General features: G+C 67.9%; 21 protein-coding genes and 1 pseudogene. 15 read left to right on the plus strand and 7 right to left on the minus strand.

Features of this window, described 5'->3' with window-relative positions:
- Together G020_RS0112090 and G020_RS0112095 are read left to right on the plus strand one after the other, a co-directional pair.
- Positions 1-326 (plus strand): annotated as a pseudogene (locus G020_RS0112090) (hypothetical protein); the annotation flags it as partial.
- A 242-nt stretch (positions 327-568) separates the two neighbouring features.
- Positions 569-1,555 carry a succinylglutamate desuccinylase/aspartoacylase family protein gene (locus tag G020_RS0112095; protein WP_024329759.1) on the plus strand — a complete coding sequence of 329 codons (987 nt, stop codon included), beginning with the start codon at positions 569-571 and terminating at the stop codon, positions 1,553-1,555.
- A 30-nt stretch (positions 1,556-1,585) separates the two neighbouring features.
- Here the strand turns inward: G020_RS0112095 and G020_RS0112100 are convergent, their stop codons facing one another.
- Positions 1,586-2,674 (minus strand): GTP-binding protein, encoded by a 1,089-nt coding sequence (locus G020_RS0112100; protein ID WP_024329760.1) that lies wholly within the window; start codon positions 2,672-2,674, stop codon positions 1,586-1,588.
- A gap of 451 nt (positions 2,675-3,125) precedes the next feature.
- On the opposite strand from G020_RS0112100, the gene msrP reads away from it, so the two are divergent.
- The 4 genes from msrP to G020_RS0112120 all read left to right on the plus strand — a co-directional run bounded on the left by msrP (position 3,126) and on the right by G020_RS0112120 (position 5,781).
- Entirely contained in the window at positions 3,126-4,091 is a 966-nt protein-coding gene (msrP, locus tag G020_RS0112105) for a protein-methionine-sulfoxide reductase catalytic subunit MsrP (protein ID WP_024329761.1), read from the plus strand.
- Positions 4,092-4,116: 25 nt separating this feature from the next.
- Positions 4,117-4,749, plus strand: a complete 633-nt coding sequence (locus tag G020_RS0112110; protein ID WP_231363089.1) for a sulfite oxidase heme-binding subunit YedZ — start codon at positions 4,117-4,119, stop codon at positions 4,747-4,749.
- A gap of 64 nt (positions 4,750-4,813) precedes the next feature.
- Positions 4,814-5,437: a hypothetical protein gene (locus tag G020_RS0112115; protein WP_024329763.1), complete on the plus strand. Its 624-nt coding sequence runs from the start codon at positions 4,814-4,816 to the stop codon at positions 5,435-5,437.
- Positions 5,438-5,466: 29 nt separating this feature from the next.
- On the plus strand, positions 5,467-5,781 hold the full coding sequence (locus tag G020_RS0112120; protein ID WP_018869615.1) for a DUF2007 domain-containing protein: 315 nt from the start codon (positions 5,467-5,469) through the stop codon (positions 5,779-5,781).
- A gap of 7 nt (positions 5,782-5,788) precedes the next feature.
- Here the strand turns inward: G020_RS0112120 and G020_RS0112125 are convergent, their stop codons facing one another.
- The gene (locus G020_RS0112125) at positions 5,789-6,565 is read right to left on the minus strand and encodes a lytic transglycosylase domain-containing protein (RefSeq protein WP_024329764.1); all 777 of its coding nucleotides are present in this window, start codon (positions 6,563-6,565) and stop codon (positions 5,789-5,791) included.
- Positions 6,566-6,664: 99 nt separating this feature from the next.
- Here G020_RS0112125 and G020_RS0112130 point away from each other — a divergent pair, with 99 nt between their 5' ends.
- Genes G020_RS0112130 through G020_RS0112140 form a run of 3 tightly spaced genes read left to right on the plus strand, consistent with a single transcriptional unit; the run spans position 6,665 to position 8,611 of the window.
- Positions 6,665-7,492 carry a biotin--[acetyl-CoA-carboxylase] ligase gene (locus tag G020_RS0112130; protein ID WP_029681310.1) on the plus strand — a complete coding sequence of 276 codons (828 nt, stop codon included), beginning with the start codon at positions 6,665-6,667 and terminating at the stop codon, positions 7,490-7,492.
- The gene (locus G020_RS0112135; protein ID WP_024329766.1) at positions 7,482-8,384 is read left to right on the plus strand and encodes a type III pantothenate kinase; all 903 of its coding nucleotides are present in this window, start codon (positions 7,482-7,484) and stop codon (positions 8,382-8,384) included. Before G020_RS0112130 ends, G020_RS0112135 begins: the two co-directional genes overlap by 11 nt.
- Positions 8,381-8,611 (plus strand): hypothetical protein, encoded by a 231-nt coding sequence (locus G020_RS0112140; RefSeq protein ID WP_024329767.1) that lies wholly within the window; start codon positions 8,381-8,383, stop codon positions 8,609-8,611. The genes G020_RS0112135 and G020_RS0112140 overlap by 4 nt, the downstream gene beginning before the upstream one ends.
- A 7-nt stretch (positions 8,612-8,618) precedes the next feature.
- Here the strand turns inward: G020_RS0112140 and G020_RS0112145 are convergent, their stop codons facing one another.
- Positions 8,619-10,184, minus strand: a complete 1,566-nt coding sequence (locus G020_RS0112145) for a DUF255 domain-containing protein (RefSeq protein WP_024329768.1) — start codon at positions 10,182-10,184, stop codon at positions 8,619-8,621.
- A gap of 172 nt (positions 10,185-10,356) precedes the next feature.
- On the opposite strand from G020_RS0112145, the gene G020_RS0112150 reads away from it, so the two are divergent.
- From G020_RS0112150 to lysS, 3 genes are all read left to right on the plus strand, one after another.
- The gene (locus tag G020_RS0112150; RefSeq protein WP_024329769.1) at positions 10,357-11,337 is read left to right on the plus strand and encodes a hypothetical protein; all 981 of its coding nucleotides are present in this window, start codon (positions 10,357-10,359) and stop codon (positions 11,335-11,337) included.
- Between the two features lie 72 nt (positions 11,338-11,409).
- A protein-coding gene (gene prfB, locus G020_RS0112155) for a peptide chain release factor 2 (protein ID WP_156002759.1) occupies positions 11,410-12,508 on the plus strand; the annotation gives its coding sequence in 2 pieces (ribosomal slippage) (positions 11,410-11,481 and positions 11,483-12,508; 1,098 coding nt in all).
- A 16-nt stretch (positions 12,509-12,524) separates the two neighbouring features.
- On the plus strand, positions 12,525-14,015 hold the full coding sequence (gene lysS / locus G020_RS0112160; protein WP_024329770.1) for a lysine--tRNA ligase: 1,491 nt from the start codon (positions 12,525-12,527) through the stop codon (positions 14,013-14,015).
- A gap of 5 nt (positions 14,016-14,020) precedes the next feature.
- Here lysS and G020_RS0112165 read toward each other — a convergent pair whose 3' ends face one another.
- Positions 14,021-16,123 carry a bifunctional diguanylate cyclase/phosphodiesterase gene (locus tag G020_RS0112165; protein WP_024329771.1) on the minus strand — a complete coding sequence of 701 codons (2,103 nt, stop codon included), beginning with the start codon at positions 16,121-16,123 and terminating at the stop codon, positions 14,021-14,023.
- A 162-nt stretch (positions 16,124-16,285) separates the two neighbouring features.
- Between G020_RS0112165 and G020_RS0112170 the strand changes: the two genes are divergently transcribed.
- Positions 16,286-16,666, plus strand: a complete 381-nt coding sequence (locus tag G020_RS0112170) for a DUF2237 family protein (protein ID WP_018869605.1) — start codon at positions 16,286-16,288, stop codon at positions 16,664-16,666.
- Between the two features lie 6 nt (positions 16,667-16,672).
- On the opposite strand, the gene G020_RS0112175 is transcribed toward G020_RS0112170, so the two are convergent.
- On the minus strand, positions 16,673-17,239 hold the full coding sequence (locus G020_RS0112175) for a CPBP family intramembrane glutamic endopeptidase (protein WP_024329772.1): 567 nt from the start codon (positions 17,237-17,239) through the stop codon (positions 16,673-16,675).
- A gap of 145 nt (positions 17,240-17,384) precedes the next feature.
- On the opposite strand from G020_RS0112175, the gene G020_RS0112180 reads away from it, so the two are divergent.
- Together G020_RS0112180 and G020_RS14835 are read left to right on the plus strand one after the other, a co-directional pair.
- Positions 17,385-17,591: a hypothetical protein gene (locus G020_RS0112180; protein ID WP_018945863.1), complete on the plus strand. Its 207-nt coding sequence runs from the start codon at positions 17,385-17,387 to the stop codon at positions 17,589-17,591.
- Positions 17,588-19,147 (plus strand): GGDEF domain-containing protein, encoded by a 1,560-nt coding sequence (locus G020_RS14835; RefSeq protein WP_024329773.1) that lies wholly within the window; start codon positions 17,588-17,590, stop codon positions 19,145-19,147. The genes G020_RS0112180 and G020_RS14835 overlap by 4 nt, the downstream gene beginning before the upstream one ends.
- A gap of 78 nt (positions 19,148-19,225) precedes the next feature.
- Here the strand turns inward: G020_RS14835 and G020_RS0112190 are convergent, their stop codons facing one another.
- Together G020_RS0112190 and G020_RS0112195 are read right to left on the minus strand one after the other, a co-directional pair.
- On the minus strand, positions 19,226-19,762 hold the full coding sequence (locus G020_RS0112190; protein ID WP_029681313.1) for an SCO family protein: 537 nt from the start codon (positions 19,760-19,762) through the stop codon (positions 19,226-19,228).
- Between the two features lie 68 nt (positions 19,763-19,830).
- Complete coding sequence (locus G020_RS0112195; RefSeq protein WP_024329774.1) at positions 19,831-20,211, minus strand: magnesium transporter MgtE N-terminal domain-containing protein; 381 nt, start codon at positions 20,209-20,211, stop codon at positions 19,831-19,833.
- Positions 20,212-20,574 lie beyond the last annotated feature (363 nt).

Consider the following 20,574-nt stretch of genomic DNA (forward strand, 5'->3'; position numbering starts at 1 on the left):
ACCACGAGGTGCGCGCCCTGTGGGACATGATCCAGCGCTACATGGACATCACCCAGCCCATGCCGGACGTGCCCCGCCTGGAGCCGTTCCGCGCCCGCGACCCGGTCACCGCCGAGCACGACCGTCAGACCGGCCGCGACCCGCGCTTCTGGCGCGACCTCGATCTGGAGGCCTGGAAGTCCGGCGAGGGCGCCGAACGCCGAAGGGCCCAGGCCCGCTTCCCCTGGCGAAATCAACGCTGCCAACTCACCCCGCAGATCGGCCGCATCGGCATGGACGCCTACCGCCAGCAGCAGGCCCGGCTCCAGCCGGACCCGGCGGGATGAACCGGGGCCGCTGTCATGACGCCTCTGGCGTGTATGCCTGGTCCGATGCCTTCGCCAGCTTCGGGCTAGCCCCCACAATTACTGTCGCCTGCTGTGGCAGCCGTCCGAAGGTTTTCTTGCTTGTCGGCGTTGGCTTTGGATGGGTGTGCTTGCCCTTGATAATCGTCATTCTGGCCTGTGGCTGGAGGAACGCGGGGACGGTCGCTAGACTGCGCCTTTTCCACGCAAGCAGGAGTGTGCGCATGTCCGGTCAGCCCACGGCGCTGAAATCCGTCACCTTCCACGGCCTGGAGCCCGGGCCGCGCCTGGTCGTGCTGGGCGCGGTGCACGGCAACGAGCTGTGCGGCACCGAGGCGACCGAGCGGCTGCAGGCGGAACTGGAATCCGGCGAACGCGAGCTGCTGCGCGGCGCGCTCACCCTGGTGCCACGCACCAATCCCCTGGCGGTGCAGCGCAACCAGCGCATGGGCGAGCGCAATCTCAATCGCAACCTGCGGGTGACCGAGGATCCGCAGGATTTCGAGGATCGTATCGCCAACCGGCTGTGTCCGCTGCTGGCGGCGCATGACGTGCTGCTGGACCTGCACTCGTTCCACACCGGCGGGCAGCCATTCATCATGCTCGGTCCGCGTGACAACGACGGCGAGCTGGAGCCGTTCTCGCAGGCGGCCGAGGAGCAGGCGCTGGCGGCCTGCCTGGGACCGCGGCGCATGGTGGAGGGCTGGCTGGACACCTATGCGCGCGGGGTGGAGAAGCGCATGAAGAACCCCAACGCCAGTCACCGGGCGCAGATCCTGTCCACCGATCCGAGCTACGGCATCGGCACCACCGAGTACATGCGCAGCCGGGGCGGCTACGGGGTGACCCTGGAATGCGGCCAGCACGAGGATCCGCAGGCGCCGGAGGTGGCCTACAACGCCATCATCAACGCGCTGGCGCAGCTGGCGATGCTGCCGCAGCGCGCCACGCCCGGGCAGGCCGAACCGGAGGTGCTGCGCCTGGTGGAGGTCATCGATCGCGACCATCCCGATGATGCCTTCGCCCGCGAGTGGAAGAGCTTCGATCCGCTGACCCGGGGTGATCTGATCGGCGTGCGCGCCGACGGGACCGAGGTGCGCGCGCCGGAGGACGGTTTCATCGTGTTCCCCAACCCCAACAGCCTGCCGGGGAACGAGTGGTTCTACCGCGCGGAGTTCAGCGACCGCGAGGTGCCCCCGGGTCCGCAGTAGACCCCGGGGCCTGAACGGGGCGTTGGCGGCTCAGTCGTCGTCCGCGGGCAGTCGGGCAGCGCGCCGCAGGGCGCGGTCCACGGCGTTGAGCGCCTCGAGCTCCTTGCGGCCGCCGCGGTCGCCGCTCTCGGCACGGATCAGTTCCAGGCGGGGCGGGGTGGTCTTCGGGGGCGCCGCCAGCGCTTCCAGTCCGCCATCGCGCTCCACCCGGTTGATCTGCTGCCAGCCGCGCTCGGTCTGCAGCACCCCCTTGAGGCGGTCCGCGTCCTGTTCCTGCACCAGGGTCTCCAGGGCCGCATGATCGAACACGGTGGACGCCGGGAAGCGCCACGAGCGGCCGACGAACCCGTCGCCGCGGTTGTCGATCACCACCCAGTCACCAGGGTCGGAATCGGCGCCGTATTCATGTTCGTGGTGGTGCTCATGGTCATGATCGTGGCCGGTGTCCGCGGTCGCAGCCAGGAACGCCCGGGCCTCCGGGAACAGGGCGCCGCCGTGCTCCAGGCGCGCGGCGTCCAGCAGCGCCGCATCGATGTGCCCCTCGCGGGTCTCGATCACCCGCGGGCGCGGAGCTGGCAGGCCGGCCACGAACGCATGCAGGGCCTCGCGGTCGGCCTCGCTCCAGGCGTCGGCCTTGTTCGCGATCAGCACGTCGGCCACCGAGATCTGGTCGTTCCAGTTGGGGTGCTCGCGATGGCGCGGCGAGGCCAGGTGGCGCGCGTCCATCACCGTGACGGTCGCGCGCAGATCCAGCGCGGTGTCGTAGGGCGGGGCGGTCAGGGTGCGGATGATCTCGGCCGGATGCCCGAGGCCGGTGGGCTCGATCAGGATGCGGTCGGGACGCTGCTGGCGGATCAGGCGGTTGAGGCCCACGGTGAACATCTGCGCGGAGACGCAGCACAGGCAGCCGCCGGGGATCTCCTCGGTGCGCACGCCGGTGTCGGCCAGCAGGCCGCCGTCCACGCCGATCTCGCCGAATTCGTTGACCAGTACCGCCCAGCGTTCGTCCTGCGGACGCTGCTCCAGCAGAGCGCGAATGGTGGTGGTCTTGCCGACCCCGAGGAAGCCGGTGACGAGGTTGACCGGGATGTCCCGGTGGGCGGGTTCTGTGCGGCTCATGGCGGTCTCCGTGATTCGACGGTGAAACATGATAACAGTGGTGGTTCGCGGATCCCGCGGTGACCGGACCCAGCGCGATCGTTTGATTCGTACCCGCACCCGCACCGGTTCGCGAACCCGTTTACGCACCCGCCCCCGTTCATGTTCGCGCGACGCCATTCGCGTCCCCGTCATCGCGATTCGCATGGCCCTCCTTTTCCCGTCATCGCGAGTCGCGCAGTGACGTGGCGATCTCCATCCGAAGCCACCTGTGCCAGGGTGCAGGCATCTTTGGCCGATTGCCGCGTCGCCTTCGGCTCCTCGCAATGACGGGGTGGAGGGGAGGGCAGAGCTTCGGTTCCTCGCAATGACGGAGTGGGCGCTTCGCGGCTTGGTCGGTATTGTCCGGGCGCGCGAACTCACACGCCGCTGCGGGGTCGATTGGTTCAGATCCCCGGACGAGGAAGACCCCATGCTGATTCGTGTTCGCCGGCGCAGTGACATCCCGCGCAGCGAGGTGACCCCGGAGGCGGTCTACCGGCGCCGCCGCGAATTCATGAAGGGGGGGCTGGCGCTGGGGGCGGGGTTCGGCCTGGGGGCGCTGGGGCTTGCGGGCCCGGCGGATGCGGACCTGCGCGACGGGCTGCAGCCCCTGGACGCGGAGCCGGGCGAGTTCTCCACCGACGAATCGCTGACCCCGTTCGAGGACGCGACCACCTACAACAACTTCTTCGAGCTGGGTACCGGCAAGGAAGATCCGCACCGCCTGGCGGACAAGCTGCAGACCGATCCCTGGAGCATCCGTGTGGAGGGGCTCTGCGACAATCCCGGGGAATACGCGCTGGAAGATTTCATCGACCCCTGGTCGCTGGAGGAGCGGATCTACCGCCTGCGCTGCGTCGAGGGCTGGTCGATGGTGATCCCGTGGATCGGCTTCGAGCTCAACCGCATCATCGACCGTGCCGAGCCCACCGGCAGCGCCCGCTATGTCGCCTTCGAGAGCATCCACGACCCGGACAACCTGCCGGGGCAGCGCCGCAGCGTGCTCGAGTGGCCGTACGTGGAAGGGCTGCGCATGGATGAGGCGCGGCATCCGCTGACGATCGTCTCGGTGGGGATGTACGATCACGTGCTGCCCAACCAGAACGGGGCGCCGATCCGGCTGGTGGTGCCGTGGAAATACGGCTTCAAGAGCATCAAGTCGATCGTGCGCATCCGCTTCGTCGAGGACGAACCGCCCACCTCGTGGAACCGCATGCAGCCGAACGAGTACGGCTTCTACAGCAACGTGAACCCTGACGTGGACCACCCGCGCTGGTCGCAGGCCACCGAGCGCCGCATCGGCGAATTCCGCCGCCGGCGTACGGAGATGTTCAACGGCTACGGCGAAGAGGTTGCCTCGATGTACGCGGGCATGGACCTGACCGAGAAGTACTAAGGAAACATTGGTCAGTGTTTCCTTAGTGTCAGGACGCCGGCGCGCATCGGCCCGGCCTCCGCGCGGGGTGTGGACCCTGGTACTGGCGGCCTCGCTGGCGCCGGGGGCGTGGATCACCCTGCGCGCGGCCGGGTGGTTCGGCGGTCTCGGAGTCAACCCGATCGAGCGGCTGCTGGCGGATACCGGCACCCACGCGATGATCGCGCTGCTGGTGGCGCTGGCGGTCACGCCGTTGCGCCAGTGGACGGGTCTCGCCTGGATCAGCGCGCTGCGGCGGATGCTCGGGCTGGTGGCCTTTGCCTGGGTCAGCGCGCATCTGCTGGTCTGGGTCGGGCTGGATCTGTTCTTTGACTGGGTACTGATCCTCGATGACATCCGTCACCGGCCCTATGTCACCGTCGGGTTCACCGCCTGGGTGATCCTGCTGGCGCTGGCGCTGACCTCCACGCGCGGGGCGCAGCGGCGGCTGCGACGCTGGTGGCCGCGCCTGCACCGCCTGGCCTACGCGGCGGGCGTGCTGGCCATCCTGCACGTGCTGTGGTTGACCCGCGGCGCGGACTACGTCGAAGTGGGGATCTATGCCGGAGTGCTGGCGGTGCTCTTCGGCTGGCGGCTGTGGCGGGCCCTGCAACCGGTGCGAAGGCCCCGGGCGGGATGAAAGATCTCCCCGCGGTCGGCGTCGCATCGCTACAATGGGGAAAACGTCTGAATGGAGCAGTTCCTTGGCCACCTTCACCCTCACCCTGCATGCCCCCGATCCCGAGCAGCCCGAGCTGCAGACGGTTTCGGTGGACGAATCCGGCGACGAGCTGCCCGAATACGGGCAGGTGTGGGTGTGGGACATCCTCTACGCGCAGCAGCTGTTCGCGCTGGGTGACACCCGGCCGGCACAGGATCTCAAGGAGATCCTCGAGCTGTGGGCGGTGAATATGTCCAGCAAGGTGTTCCAGCCGCACCAGCACATCCTGAACAAGGGCTATCTGGACCTCTCCGAGAACCTGAAACTGGTGACCGACGAGACGGAACGCCCCGCACCGGCCGACGGCGACCGACGGATCGAGGTGCAGGTGACCGGGCAGGTGGGGCAGATGCCGGAGGTCGCCGTGTCGCCCGAGTCACTGGAGGCGAACGATCGGGTGCATCTGGTACTGGGACTGGCGCAACATTTCAATTATGCCAACGACAAGTTCGGGCGCGAGCTGCCGATCCATGTCCTGGCGCTGCGCAAGTACCACGCCGACATTCAGCTGCCGCATACCCGCGAGGCGATGGATGACGGGCCGATGTACGCCATCCAGAAGGCCATGGAGTACTTCCAGGCCGCCAACCAGGGCACGGTCCAGTAGCGCCGGGCGGGCATGGGAAACACTGATCCATGAAGACCGTCTACCACAACGCCGATCCGGTGATGGCCGAGTTCATCGGCGGCATGCTCAACGACGCGGGCATCCCCGCCCACGTGCATCAGGCCGGGCTCTATGGCGCCTCGGGCGAGATCCCGCCCAACGAGTGCTGGGCGCGCATCGTGGTGGTGCACGAGGAGCAGGCCACCGAGGCGCGGGAACTGGTGATGGAATACCTCGAGGGCGATCCGGTGGGTGACGCGACCGAATGGACCTGCCCGAGCTGCGGCGAGCGGATCGAGCCGCAGTTCACCCAGTGCTGGAACTGCGGGCGCGAGCGGCGCTGAAGCAGCGTCAGCCGGAGCCGGCGCGGACCAGCGGCTGGTCGCCGTTATAGTGCCGACCGATGCGCCGGATGTATTCGCGGGTTTCTTCGTAGGGCGGGACGCCGCCATGGCGTTCCACCGCACCGGGACCTGCGTTGTAGGCCGCCAGGGCCAGGTCCAGGTCGCCGTCGAAGCGCTGCAGCATGGCGGCCAGATAGCGCACACCGCCCTGGACGTTCTGGGCCGGATCGAAACGGTCGGTCACCCCCAGCTCTGCCGCGGTGGCCGGCATCAGCTGCATCAGACCGTGGGCGCCCACCCGTGACACGGCCTCGGGATCGAAGCAGGACTCCACGTGGATCACCGACAGGACCAGATCCGGATCCACTCCTTCGCGGCCGGCGGCGTCGTGGATGATGTCGGCGTATTCCCCGCCGCCGCTGGCCATCGCCCGTTGCGCGTTGCGGCCGCAGCGGGCGCGCGCCGGCGGACGGCCGTACTGGGCGATCAGCTCCATGCCGGGCCCCTGGTTGCGCAGGTTGGTGACCAGACGTTCGCCGTCGGGTCCCTCGAAGACGAAGATCTCGGTCGGCGACCAGCCGTCGTCACCGCCGGTGGCCGTGTTGCCGCGCGTGGACGAGGGACCGGGAACGTCCTCGTAATCGCCGTGTTCGGGCGGTTCGTCACTGATGACGCGGGCGCCATCGTCATCGATCCAGGTGTAGAAATCGGCCTGCGCCGGTACCGGGGCCGCGAGGCCCCCTGCCAGGGCCAGTGACCCGACCGCAAGGGTCAGGGCGGACAACCCCCTGCGCAACGCCGTAAGATGATGGACCGTGTTCAAGCCGGTTCTCCCGTCGATCTGCCGATCCCCATGACCGCCTTCTCCTCGACTGCCGCCATTATGGCGCCGGAAACCACGGCGCTGGAAGGCCTTTTGCGCGATGAATCCGCGCACGCGGGGACGGCCGGGGTGGAAGTCCTGGATCGGGTGGATTCCACCAGCCGCTATCTCCTGGAGGACGTGTCCGCCGATGCGCTGCCGCGGGCCGGACGGGTGTGTCTGGCGCGCGAGCAGACCGCCGGTCGGGGCCGTCGTGGCCGGGACTGGGTCGGGCACCCGGAAGACGGCATTGCACTGTCCGTCGCGTGGCCGCTGGAACCGGGCGAGCGGGTGCCGCCGGCGTGGCCGGTGGGCGCCGGACTGGTGCTCAGCGAGACCCTGCACGAGCTGGGCTACGCCGCGGTCGGCCTGAAATGGCCCAATGACCTGGTGGTCGGCGAAGCCAAGCTGGGGGGGATCCTCGTCGAGCAACAGGCGCCGCGTGTCGCGAACGGTGTCGGCGGGCGCCTGGTGGCGGGCGTGGGACTGAACCGCACCGGGTCGCGGCGTCTGCAGCTGGGGCGTGCGGTGACGGACCTGGCCGCGCAGGGTGTCACGCCGCCGGACTGGCTGGAACTGGCGGGGTGCCTGGCTGCGAGTCTGCTCGAGGCGCATCCATGGCTGATGGCACACGGTCTGAGTCAGGCCGGCGAGCGGCTGCACGCCGTGGATGTGCTGGCGGGGCAGCGCGTGAAACGCCTGGAGACCGGCGAGCGATTCCTCGCGCTGGGGATCGATCCGCAGGCCGGCACGCTCCGGGTGCGCGACGAAGAAAGCGGAGAACGGGGCGGGGAACAGGCTCTGCATTCCGGAGAGGTCAGCGTGCGCAGGTGGAATCATGCCGAGTGACGGGAACCCGAGTCTGACGCTACTGCTGGATCTGGGCAGCAGCCGCCTCAAATGGTCCCTGCGCGACGCGTCCGGGGTGGAACAGGCCAGTGGTGCCGACGCCGATATCGCGGCCGGCGTGGCGGAGCTGGCGCGCACGGTGTCGGTTCCGCCGGGGGCCGCATGGCTGGCGCGGGTCGGGACACCGGAGCGCTCGCAGCGCCTGCGCGAGGCCCTGGCCACGGCCTGGCCCGGTCTGACGGTCGAGGAGGTGGAACCCCGTCTGGAGGCGGGGGCCGGCGTGGGCCCCGGGGCGGCGGCACGGTCGGGCGTGCTGGTGTCGCGGTATGCCCACGGCCAGCTGGGCGTGGATCGTTATTGTGCCCTGCTGGCGGCGCGCGCGCGTGACCCGGGGCAGCCGGTGGTGCTGGTGGATGCCGGAACCGCCGTCACGGTGGACGTGCTGCGCGCCGACGGTGTGCACCTTGGGGGTTACATCCTGCCGGGGCTGCACGGCGGCTGGGCCGGGATGCAGAAGCTGTTGAGCGATCGCATCGCCCCGCGAACGCCGGGCGCGGGTTTTGATCCGTGGCCCGCGCGCTCGCCGGGGCAGAGTACGGCCATGGCGCTGGACCGGGGCTGGGCCACGGCCTGGGCGGCGGGCGTGGCGGCCGTGGTGGCGGCCGGCCGTGAATCGCTCGCGGACACCCGGTACCCCGAGGAGGGGGCCGCAGGGTGTGCGGTGGGGGCGCGCGTGCCGGTCTGCCGGCTGACGGGGGGTGATGCCCGGATGCTGATGGAGGATCTTCCGGGGCCGGTCAGAACGGATCCCCGGCCCGTGCTGGACGGGCTGGCGGTGCTCGCCGGGCTGGAGCTGGCGGACGAGTCACGGACGGGGAGGGCGGGGGAATGATTCGCTGGACGGTTTTTGCGTTGCTGCTGGCCAACCTTGGCTATCTGGGCTGGGCCTACCAGAGCGGACACCTGGACCCGGATCCCTGGTCCGATGCTCCGCCCCCGGAGGCCGCGGGCGAAGGCATCGAGGTGCTGGAGGTGCGCACCGGGGCCGAGGCGGAGCGTTTGCGCCAGCGCCTGGAGGCCCGGGAGGATCCCTCCGCGTCGGCCGAGGGCGGGGAATGATCGCTTCTTAATCCTCGCCCGGCATGCCGCGCTGCAGGGCGGCGAATCCGAGCGCGATGTCATCGGGGTCGGCACCGGGATGGATCTGCAGCTGGGCTTCCACGGCCGCCGGGTCCACGTGGCTGGCCGCCACCGCCTCTGCCGGCAGGTAATGCAGCCACCAGGCCAGCGCGGCCTGGGTGGGCACCTCGGTCCAGGGTTCGAGTTCCCCGTCCAGCCGTTCGGCATGGGCGTTCAGATCCTCGTTGAAGAACGGCTGCAGCCGGTCCAGGCGCGCCTGCGGGTCGGGTTCGCCGGCGGCGGTGTCCGTCGGATCGCGCTCCAGCGCCCGGGCGGCCCGGCGCAGTTCCAGCCGGGCGATTTCCGGCCAGATCTGCGCGGGCAGATAGCCTTCCAGTTCGGGCTGGCCCTCGTCGGTGACCGCATGCAGGAAACCCGCCGGGATGCCCAGATAGGCATTCACGCCGCGCAGGGCGGTGTCGGCCCACTCGAGCAGCTCGTCATCGTCGAAGATCCGCGCACTGGCGGCCAGTGCCGCGATGGCCTGCCCCGAGGTATGGGCGTAGGTCGTGCGGTCGACCCGCGGCGGATCGGTGGCGCGGCGTTCATCCGGATCCAGTCGGTAATAGGCATTGTCGGCGTACTGGGAGTTGCCGAAGCGCCGCTGGTCCTCGTCCCACATCGCATCGCGCAGCCAGCGGATCACGTCTTCCGCGATCTCGCGGTAGCGTTCATCGCCGGTTTCTTCCCAGGCGCGGGCGAACAGCCACAGGAACGCGGCATTCTGATCCAGGCGTTTGGAGGTCTCCAGGGCCCGGTCCGGGTCGCGCTGGTCGAAGTCATAGAAGAAAAAGAAACCGCCATCCACCGGGTCGTGCAGGTCTTCGGCCACCTGATCCAGCAGGCCCGGCATGCGCCCGGCCCACTCCTCCTGATCCAGCAGGAAGCGGTAGGTCCAGGGTTGCGGGCGCTTGCTCAGGGTGCCGAACAGCGCGCTGCCGCTGAGGCGGTCAGCATCGGCGACGTACACCTGGTCGAGCATCTCAAGAAAGCCGCCGACCGTGGTGATCGGCTCCTCGGCGGGGGTTTCCTCGCGCCCCGTCACCGACACCACCCGCTGCTGGCGCTCCAGGATCCGGTACAGGCCGTCGGCGCGGATATGCCCGGTGAAGCGCGAGATCACGTCATCGTCCGGGGTGGTGATGACCACGAAGGGCAGACCGCGGCCGCCATAGCGCGTAAAGAGGTCGGCGCGCCGATCCAGGTCGATCAGGACCGGGACGTACTCCTGGTTCAGGATGTCCACGACCATGGGGTTTTCCAGTGACTCGTTCTGGAAGTCGATGCACCAGGTGCACCATTGCCCGTGGAAGTAGAAGAACAGCGGCTGGTTCTGATCCTCGGCCCGGTCGAACAGTTCGGGATCGAAGCTGTGCCATTCGATCTGCGAATCCGCGGGGTAGTCTTCCGCCGGCGCCGCACCGACGAACAGCCACAGCGCCGCGATCAGCAGGGTACCCGCGGCGCGCAAGCCGTTGCGGGCAGATGAAACGTGTTGAGTTGCGGTTCCCATGTCGGGCTCCTGGACCGCGTCTCGCGGTCGATTCTTTCGTAAAGCATAGACGCTGGCCGCGGGGCTTCTCCATGATCGCCGTGCTCGGCTGCTACCATGCTCGGGTTCATCCGAGGGGGCCTTGCATGAGAGACGAAAGCGCGCGGTTGGCTGTTCCGCGGAGGTGGCTGCGATGAGCGACGTGCGGATTCTGGTGCCGGGGCTGCGCGATGCCCTGGTGGCGGCACGCGCCGCCGGGGGCGGCGGGCTGGCGGTACGCTGGCTGCGGCAGCTGCTCGCGCGTTCGCGCGCGGCGACGCCCGCTGAAACCGTCAGGGGGGTGCGACCGGACGAACCGCCCGGCTGGGAGCGGACCCTCGCGCAGGCGCTGGGATATACGGACCCCGGAAACGGAGGAGAGACGGGGTCCGCCTTGCGTACCTGGCTGGCCAGTCCGGTAGCACTGAATGCCGGCATGCGGGACCTGACCGCCCGTCCGGTGGACGGGGTCGCCGATACCGATCGGGAGGCCCTTTGGGCGGCCGCCGCACCGGAGCTGGAAAAGGTCGGGGCGCGGCTGGACCAGTCGCCGCAGGGCTTGTGGCTGCTGTCGATGGCCGCCGCGGGTGCCGACGGCACCCGCAGCCCGTCGGCAGGCTGGGGCCGGCCGATGCCGGCCGCCGGCCTGGACAGCGAGGCCGCCCGCTGCCTGCAGGTGCTGGGCAACGCGATCCAGATGGCCTGGTTTCAGCATCCGGTCAACCAGCAGCGCGAACAGAGCGGTCTGGACCCGGTGCAGGGGCTGTGGTTCTGGTCGCCGGGCGAGCCGCCGCCCGCTGCGCCGGCCGTGCGGGTCGCCGGCGGCGGCATCCACGGCCGCTGGCTGGCGGAGACCGCGGGGGCGGACTGGAATCCCGATCCGGCGTCGGGTGGCGACGTGATCGTGATGGATTCGCTGGACGGTCCGGCGAGCCCGGAACGCATGGCCGAGCTGCTGACCTCGCTGGTGCTCGAGGTCATCGCCCCGCGTGCCGCCGGCCTGCGCTTCGGCCGAACCGGGCGTCTGGAGATCGAGGATCCACTGCTGCCACCGGCGGAGGGCCCGCGTCGCATACTGCGCGGACGTGATACCTGGGCGCTGTGGCGCCGGCGGATGCCCTGGCCCGGTCTGTAAGCGCTCGACGTGATACCACGCAGGCGGCCGGGCTTGGTATACTCTCGGGCTTTTTCCGCACGGGGACACACCATGGAACTGAGTCCGCTCTACAGCCGGATCGAAGACCTGCAAGGCCGCATCGACGGCCTGAGGGGGTATCTTTGACTACGCTGGCAAGGAAGAACGGCTGGAAGAAGTCCAGCGCGAGCTGGAAGAAAACCCGGACATCTGGAATCAACCGGAGCAGGCCCAGGCCCTGAACAAGGAACGGGCCCAGCTGGAGGGCATCGTCCTCAACATCCGCGAGATCATGGATGCACTTAAGGACAGTCGCGAACTGCTGGAAATGGCCGAGGCCGACGATGACGCGGAAACCGTGTCTTCGGTCGAGGCGGATGTCGCGGGGCTGACCGCGCGCGTCGAGGCCCTGGAGTTCCGCCGCATGTTCTCCGGCGAGATGGACGAGGCCAATGCCTACGTCGACATCCAGGCCGGTTCCGGCGGCACCGAGGCGCAGGACTGGGCCAACATGCTGCTGCGGATGTATCTGCGCTGGGCCGAGAGCAAGGGCTTCAAGGTGGAGGTCACCGAGCTCTCCGAGGGCGAGACCGCGGGGATCAAGAGCGCGACGGTGCGTGTCGAGGGCGACCATGCATTCGGCTGGCTGCGTACCGAGACCGGCGTCCACCGCCTGGTGCGCAAGTCGCCGTTCGACTCCGGCAACCGTCGCCATACCTCGTTCGCGTCGGTGTTCGTCTCGCCCGAGGTGGACGAGAACATCGAGATCGAGATCGATCCGTCCGACCTGCGCGTGGATACCTACCGTTCCTCCGGGGCCGGCGGGCAGCACGTCAACACTACCGACTCGGCGGTGCGCATCACCCACGAACCCACCGGCATCGTGGCCGCCTGTCAGGCCGGACGCTCGCAGCACAAGAACCGCGAGATGGCGATGAACCAGCTGCGGGCCAAGCTGTACGAGCAGAAGATCCAGGAGCAGAACGCGGCCAAACAGGCGCAGGAAGAGACCAAGTCGGACATCGGCTGGGGCAGCCAGATCCGTTCCTATGTCCTGGACCAGTCGCGGATCAAGGATCTGCGCACAGGCGTGGAGGTCGGCAACACCCAGGGCGTGCTCGACGGCAACCTCGATCCCTTCATTGAAGCCAGCCTCAAGAGCGGGCTGTAACCCCCGGAAACCCTCGATGACCGAAACAACCGACGAGAACAAGCTGATCGCGCAGCGCCGCGCCAAGCTCGACGAGCTGCGCACGGCCGGCAACGCCTTCCCCAACGACTTCCGCCGGGATGCCCTGGCCGGCGAGCTGCACGCCACGCACGATGAAACCGAGGGCGAGGCGCTTGAGGCCGAGGGCATCGAGGTCTGCGTGGCCGGGCGCATGATCGGCAAACGGGTGATGGGCAAGGCCAGTTTCGTGCGCCTGCGCGACATGAGCGGCGACATCCAGCTGTTCGTGCAGCGCGATGCCCTGCCGGAAGGGGTGTATGCGGCGTTCAAGCAATGGGATCTGGGTGACATCGTCGGCGCGCGCGGCACGCTGTTCCGTACGAAGACCGGCGAGCTGACCGTCAACCTGACCGAATTCCGCCTGCTGACCAAGGCCCTGCGGCCGCTGCCGGAGAAGTTCCACGGCCTGACCGATCAGGAGGCGCGCTACCGCCAGCGCTACGTGGACCTGATCACCAGTCCGGAATCGCGCGAGCTGTTCCGGCGGCGTACGCGGATCATCCGCTTCATCCGGGACTACTTCGAGGATGCGGGTTTTCTCGAGGTGGAGACCCCGATGATGCAGGTGATCCCGGGCGGGGCGACCGCGCGCCCGTTCATTACCCACCACAATGCGCTGGACATGCCGCTGTACCTGCGCGTGGCCCCGGAGCTGTTCCTCAAGCGCCTGGTGGTGGGCGGGTTCGAGAAGGTCTTCGAGATCAACCGCAATTTCCGCAACGAGGGGCTGTCCACGCGGCACAACCCCGAGTTCACCATGCTGGAGTTCTACGAGGCCTTCGTGGACCACCATGCGCTGATGGATCGCACCGAGGCGCTGCTGCGCGGGCTGTGCGAGCACGTGCTGGGGACCACCACCGTGGAATACCAGGGCGTGACCTACGAGTTCGGCCGACCGTTTGCGCGCATGACCGTGCGCGAGGCGATCCTCGCCCACAACGACGATATCGCGGATGCCGACCTCGACGACATCGAGCGCGTGCGCGCGCACTGCGAGCGCAAGGGCATCGAGGTGAAGCCGGGGTTCGGTCTCGGCAAGCTGTGGACCGAGCTGTTCGAGGCCACCGCCGAGAATCAGCTGCACGACCCGACGTTCATCACCGCCTATCCCACCGAGGTCTCGCCGCTGGCCCGGCGCAACGACGACAACCCGTTCGTCACCGACCGCTTCGAGCTGTTCGTCGGCGGGCGCGAGATCGCCAACGGCTTCTCCGAGCTCAACGATGCCGAGGATCAGGCCGAGCGGTTCCGCGAGCAGGTCGCGGAGAAGGACGCCGGTGACGACGAGGCGATGCACTTCGATGCCGACTTCATCCGTGCCCTGGAGTACGGCCTGCCGCCGACCGCCGGGGAGGGCATCGGGATCGACCGTCTGGTCATGCTGCTGACGGACTCCAGCTCCATCCGCGACGTGCTGCTGTTCCCGCACATGCGCCCCGAAGCCTGAGTCCCTCAGCGTTTGTCCGGGGCGATGACGCCCCGTGCGAGCAGCCCGGCGCACTGTGCCGCGGGAGCGGGGCGGGCGAGCAGGAACCCCTGGAGCGTGCCACAGCCGGCGGCTTCCAGGAAACGCTGCTGTTCGATGTTTTCCACCCCTTCGGCGACGGTTTCCAGGCCCAGGTTTGCGGCAAGGCTGAGCACCGTGCGCACGATGGCCTCGCCGCTGCCGCCATTGTCGAGGTCGCGCACGAAGCTGCGGTCGATCTTGAGTACGTCCAGCGGGAAACGCTGGAGGTAGGCGAGTGACGAGTACCCGGTACCGAAGTCGTCCAGGGCCACCCGCAGACCCATGTCGCGAAATGCCCCCAGGGTGTGGATGACCCGCTGGACGTCGGCCATCAGCATGCTCTCGGTCACCTCGAGCTCCAGCGCATCGGCCGGTGTGCCGGTTTCGGCGAGGATCCGGCGGATCCGGCGCGGCAGGTCCCGGTCACGGAACTGCGGGGCGGCCAGGTTGATGGAGATCCGTGGCGAGGGCAGTCCGCTGGCCTTCCAGCGCTGATGCTGCAGGCAGGCCTCGCGCAGGATCCATTCCCCCAGTTCCCGAATCAGTCCGGTTTCTTCCAGCACCGGGATGAAGGTCCCCGGCGACAGCACCTGTCCGTTGGGATCCTGCCAGCGGAGGAGGGCTTCGAGACCGGTAATGCGCCCGTTCCCGGCCTCGACCCGCGGCTGATAGTGCAGGAAGAAGCCTTCCTGGCGGTAGACGGCGCGCCGGAGCTGGCCTTCCAGGGCGACCCGTGCGCGCGCCGTGGTGTTGCGTTCGCCGGAGCAGAAACGCAGCCCGTTACCGCCTTCCCGCTTGGCCTGATCCATGGCGGCACCCGCACGGCGCAGCAGCTCGTCGGGTTCGCTGCCATCGTCGGGGTAGAGGGCCGCCCCGGCCGACCCGGGAACGTAGACCTCTTCGCCATCCATCGCGAAGAGTTCCTTCAAATGGTCCAACAGACCGGCCGCCTGGCGGACCAGGGTTTCGGCCTCGGCACTGTGACCCAGCACGATGCCGAATTCGTCGCCACCGATCCGGGCCAGGGTGTCGCCTTCCTCGAGGGCGCCTGCCAGACGCTGGCTGACCCGCTGCAGCAGTGCGTCGCCGGCGGCGTGGCCGAGCCCTTCGTTGATCCCCTTGAAGCGGTCGAGGCCCAGATGGAGGATCAGCAACGGCGAACCGCGGTCGCGGACGTATTCCATGCTTTCGTTCAGACGCTGCAGGAACAGTTCGCGGTTGGGCAGCCCGGTCAGGGGGTCGTGCCAGGTCAGGTATTGCAGCCGGTCTTCGGTCTCGCGGCGTTCGGTGATGTCGTGCACGATTCCGGCCATGCGCCGTGGACGGCCCTGCTCGTCGAAACGCACGGTGCCACGCTGATAGACCACCCGCGTGGTGCCGTCCGGGCGGCGAATGCGGTGTTCGATGTCATATTCCGGACCGTCCGGACGCAGGGAGGCATTGATCGCCTGCTGGACCCGCTCCCGGTCGTCGGGGTGAACGGCCGCCATGAACGATTCGTGGTTGGCACCCCACTGATCCCGGGTCATGCCGAAGATGCGATAGACCTCGTCCGACCAGCGGATCTCGTCGTTTTCGAAATCCGAGATCCAGGAACCCAGATGGGCGATGCGTTGCGCCTCGGCGAGTTCGGCCTCGCGCTGTTCCAGCGCTTCGCGGGCCTGGTGGCGCTCGGTGGAGTCGATGCCCAGGGTCTGCAGGTGGGTGAGCCGCCCGTGCTCGTCGAAGAAGGCGCGGGAGGTCCATTCGACCCAGCGCCGGGTACCGTCCGCCCGAATGACCGGGTTTTCGATGATCCGGACCGGCTGTTCCGGCGTGAAGCGCGCCAGGTCGGCGAGGTTGGCCTCCTGGTGTTCGGGGGGCAAATCCTCGATCCAGCGCCGGCCGACCAGATCCGCCCCGAAGTATTCCCGCGCCATGCGATTGGCGAACAGGATGGTGGTGTCGGGCCGGTAGACCGTGATGATGTGCGGGTGGTCCTCGATCAGGCTGCGGTAATCGATGACCAGTGTATCGTCGGGCCCGTATTGATGTTGATCCGTTTTCATCCTTGATTCCTGCCTGGTACCCGACCGCTATTGGCTCATTATGGCGATGGGAATCCGCCCGGTGCAATCGCGCCGGATCCGCCCGGCGAGTCCGGTTGCGCGAAACGCCATGCGCAGATCGGGTATCCTTGTGAATCTGAATCCGTACTCAGGGAGCCATCAATGCAGCCCTTTGCCTCGCGCAATGTCTTCGGTGAGGAACTCGAGCCCTGTGGCCGCGACCCGGTGACCGGGTTCTATCGCGACGGGCGCTGTGCCACCGGACACGACGACACCGGCATTCATACGGTCTGTGCCGAAGTGACGCAGGCGTTTCTGGATTATTCCCTGGCGCAGGGCAATGATCTGGTGACGCCGATGGAGGCCTTCGGCTTCCCCGGGCTCAAGCCCGGAGACCGGTGGTGCCTGTGCGCCGGCCGCTGGGTCGAGGCGTATCGGGCCGGCGTGGCGCCGGGTGTGTACCTGCGGGCGACCCACGAGGAGACCCTGGCGATCATCCCGCTGGATGTGTTGCAGGCGCACGCCCGCGACCCGGCAGAGTAGAGCTGGTCAGGCGGGGCGGGCCAGATACCAGCGGATGACCGCCCAGTCATAGGCCGCGTGCGCGATCATCACCACCACCAGGTTCTCGGTCACGTGGTAGACCCAGCCGAGATACAGGCCGATGAGGGTGGCGAAGACGAAGTACAGATGGCTGACGTAGTGCGCCAGCCCGAACAGCACCGAGGCCAGCAGGATCGCGGCCCCGGGCGGCAGGTGCAGACCCAGCCACTGCTGTAGCACGCCGCGTACCAGGAGCTCCTCGCCGACCCCGGCGAGCACCGCGATCAGCACCACCGAGCCGGCCGGGGCCCCGCGAAACAGCAGATCCAGGAATTCCTGCAGCTGTGCCCGAATGTCTCTAAACGCCGGGTGGTCGGTCCAGCCCAGCACGGCGACCAGCAGGAACATCGGGGTGGTGACCAGCAGGCCCAGGGCGACGGCCTCGATGCTCCAGTCCATCACGTCCAGCAGCGGTACGCCGGCGAGCGCCGCCAGCGCGAACGCCACGGGGATGAGTGCACCCTGGAACAGGGCCCCGGCGAGCAGTGGATGACGGGCGATGAACGAACGCAAGGCAGCGGGTCTTCAGGCAGACGGTGAATCGGGATTATGCCGACGTGAGCGATCCCGGGACACGGGCGTGTTGCGAGACAACCCTAATGATACCATGCTCTGATCGAGGGCATGACCTTGTGTCCCCGGGCAAGGGGATGGGCGATTGAGTCTTGAGACGTACGACACGGGGGCATCCATGGGGCGCGACGTCAGCAAGCAAGCGACCGTAGCGCAGGAAGCCGCGCCGGCCTTCTGGCGACGCCCGGTCGCCTGGGTCCTGACATGGCTGGTTTACTCCATGTCCATGCTTGGCTATCTCGCGTATGAAAGCGCCCAGCGCGGAGTCTTCTGTCTGAGTGCCGGCGCATGAACCTCTTTCCCCGCTGGCTGGAACACGAGGCCCGCTTTGACGTCCTGCTGAGGACCTATCGCGAGCGCGCGGATCACATCATGATCGGCATGAACGCCTTCCTGCTGGCAGTCTGTGTGGCCCTGGCGCCGTGGTACGGGACCTGGCTGGCCGTGCTGACGGTGGGCGTGCCGACCCTGATCCTCGCCTTCATACTGGGAACCCGCTACGCGGGGACGCTGATCACTCGGCTGTACATGGCAGCCGCGTTCATGGTGTTCACCGGGCTGATCATCCATCAGAGCGAGGGGATGACCGAGGCCCATTTCGCCGCCTTCGGCCTGATCGGCATCCTGCTGTATTACCGCGACTGGCGCACTATCGCCATGGCGACGCTGGTGATCTACCTGCATCACTTGATCCTGGGGTATACCCAGACCCTGGGCGTGCCGGTGTACGTGTTCGACGGACCCGAATTCTGGACCCTGTTCTGGGTCCACGTTGCCTATTTCCTGCCGTTCATCGCAATGATGGTCTACCTGTCCATCTGGCTTCGCCGCGAGGCCTATCAGGACCAGCACGTGATCGAGATGGCACAGGACATCATGCAGGGGGATCTGATCTCCGATCAGCAGCTTCCGGACGATGTGCGGGATGCGCCCCTGATCCAGGCCGTGGTGCAGATGAAGAACCGGCTGCTGGATCTGCTCCGGGTCATGCCCGTGCCGGCGGCGGTGATCCGCCTGGACAACGAGACGGTGGTCAACACGAATGAGGCCTGGAGCACCAACATGGGCCTGACGGCGCCCGGGGCCAGCGTGCGCGATACCCTGATCTGCTCCGTGCCCGGGACCTGGGAAGAACTGGTGGCCGAACTGCAGTCGTCGCCCGATCGCGTGCTGGATAAAAAGGAGATCAGCCTGCGTCTCCCCAACGGGCAGGAAGGCCTGTTTGAGGTTTCCGTGGTGCTGCACGAGGAAAGCCAGCCCGTGATGGCCATCCTGACCATGGAGGACATCACCCAGCGCCGGCGGACCGAACAGACCATGCAGCGCCTGGCGTTCCACGACATGCTGACGGACCTGCCCAACCGTACCCGTCTGCTGCAGGTTCTGGAGCAGGGCCTGCGGGCGTGGGAGCGTGACGGCCAACCCCTGGCCGTCCTGCTGATGGATCTGGACGGCTTCAAGCCGGTGAATGACACCCACGGCCACGACGCCGGGGACGAGGTGCTGCGCGTGGTGGCGCAGCGGCTGCGTCATGCGGTCCAGGCGGACGACCTGGTCGCGCGCCTGGGCGGCGACGAATTCGTCGTGGTCTTGCAGGGTTATGGCAACGGGGAGGCGGCCCGGGAAGTCGGGCAATGGTTGCTGGAACACATGGCGCGGACCATGGAGCTGGAGACTGCGGGCATTACTGTCCAGGTCGGGGGCAGCGTCGGGATTGCCCATGTCGGCCAGGGGGCGCGTGATGTGGATGATCTGTTGAAGCAGGCCGACGTAGCCCTTTATCAGGCGAAGGGTCAGGGCAAGGGCGTGGTCAGCGTCTATGATCCGTCCCGCGCAGCCACGGGCTGACATCCTCCCGGATCGTTTCACGCGGGAGAAGGCGAAGCGAAAGCCGTTGCGCCGATGCAGTGCCCTGGCAGAGCCGATTCAGTGTTGATCCGATGCCTGCATGTGTTCCCGCAGGGAATCTTCAAGCACCGAAGCCGGCGTGTCGTCCGGATACATGTGCACGATCTCGCCTCGGGGGTTGATCAGGTAGCTCCAGGTGGAGTGGTCGACGGTATATGCCAACGCCGAGTCAAGTTCCACCCGCTCGTATTCCGCACCGTAGCGCCCGGCCACCTTCGCGATCTGTTCGGGCGAGCCGGTCACCCCGGTGAAGGCCGGATCAAAGAAATCGACATATTCGGCGAGGTGTTCCGGATCATCGCGCCATGGGTCGACGGAGATCAGGATGAGGCCCGCTGCGTCGCGTTTGTCCGCCGGCAGTTCATCGAAGACCTTGGCCCAGCGGGAGAGGCTGACCGGACAGGCATCCGGGCAATGGGTAAAGCCGAAATACAGCACTGTCCATTGACCCCGGCGGTCGACAAGGGACACTGGACCGGCCGCGCTTTCCAGGGTGAAGTCGCCGCCTTCTGGCTGGGGACGCCATTGTCCCAGGCTCCATGCGATGAAGGTCACAACCGCCGCGGCTCCGATCAGGGTCCCGGCGAGCAGGAGCGGGCCTCGCCGGGACCAGCGGCCTGGCTTCACAGCCGGGCGCGATGATCCAGGATTACCCCGACCCCGTGGCGTTTGCCGGCGGGCAGGGCGTCGAGCACCTCCCGGCGTACGCCGGCCGGCAGCTGCTCGCAGGCACGCGCCAGCCCGTGGCTGGGCAGGCGGTCGGCGAGGCGCGCCACGGAATGCGGATCCAGCGCTCCGAGAACCTCGGCCTGGGCCCGCTCGGTGAGGTTGAGAAAGCGCATGCGCGCGGCGGCCAGCTGACCGGCCTCCAGTGCGCCCTGGATGCCGGCTACGGCGGGGTCGGGGCGCATGTCGGCCCAGTGCACCCCGGGTACGGCGCTTTCACCGCGGAATTCGGCGCCGGTGTGGAAATCCTGCACGGTGTCCATTGCCAGTTCGGTCATGTTCGGTCTCCTCGCATCGGTTCGGTGAAACGGAAAAACACACGATGCGAAGGCCGTCCGGAGGTCCCCGATCGGGGAGCGGGCGGTGGGCCAGGCACGACCCGGTCGCTACCGGGATGTGCGGGAACCCGTATCCGGCGTGCATCCACGTCACGACGGACCGGGTTCCGGGGCCTCGTTCAGGCGAGGAGGCGGGGGGGCCGGGTCCGACGGACAGCTGGATACACGTCATCCGCCGCGCCGGCGGCCTTCGTGCATCGGCAACTGCAACTGTCCATGGGTGTCGTCATACCTCGTATGGCTCAACATGCGCTCGTGGCACCCGGCCACGAACGGGCGCGAATCATAGCGAAAGCGCGGGTG

The sequence above is a fragment of the Thioalkalivibrio sp. ALR17-21 genome (assembly GCF_000420185.1).
Taxonomy (GTDB): Bacteria; Pseudomonadota; Gammaproteobacteria; order Ectothiorhodospirales; family Ectothiorhodospiraceae; genus Thioalkalivibrio; species Thioalkalivibrio halophilus.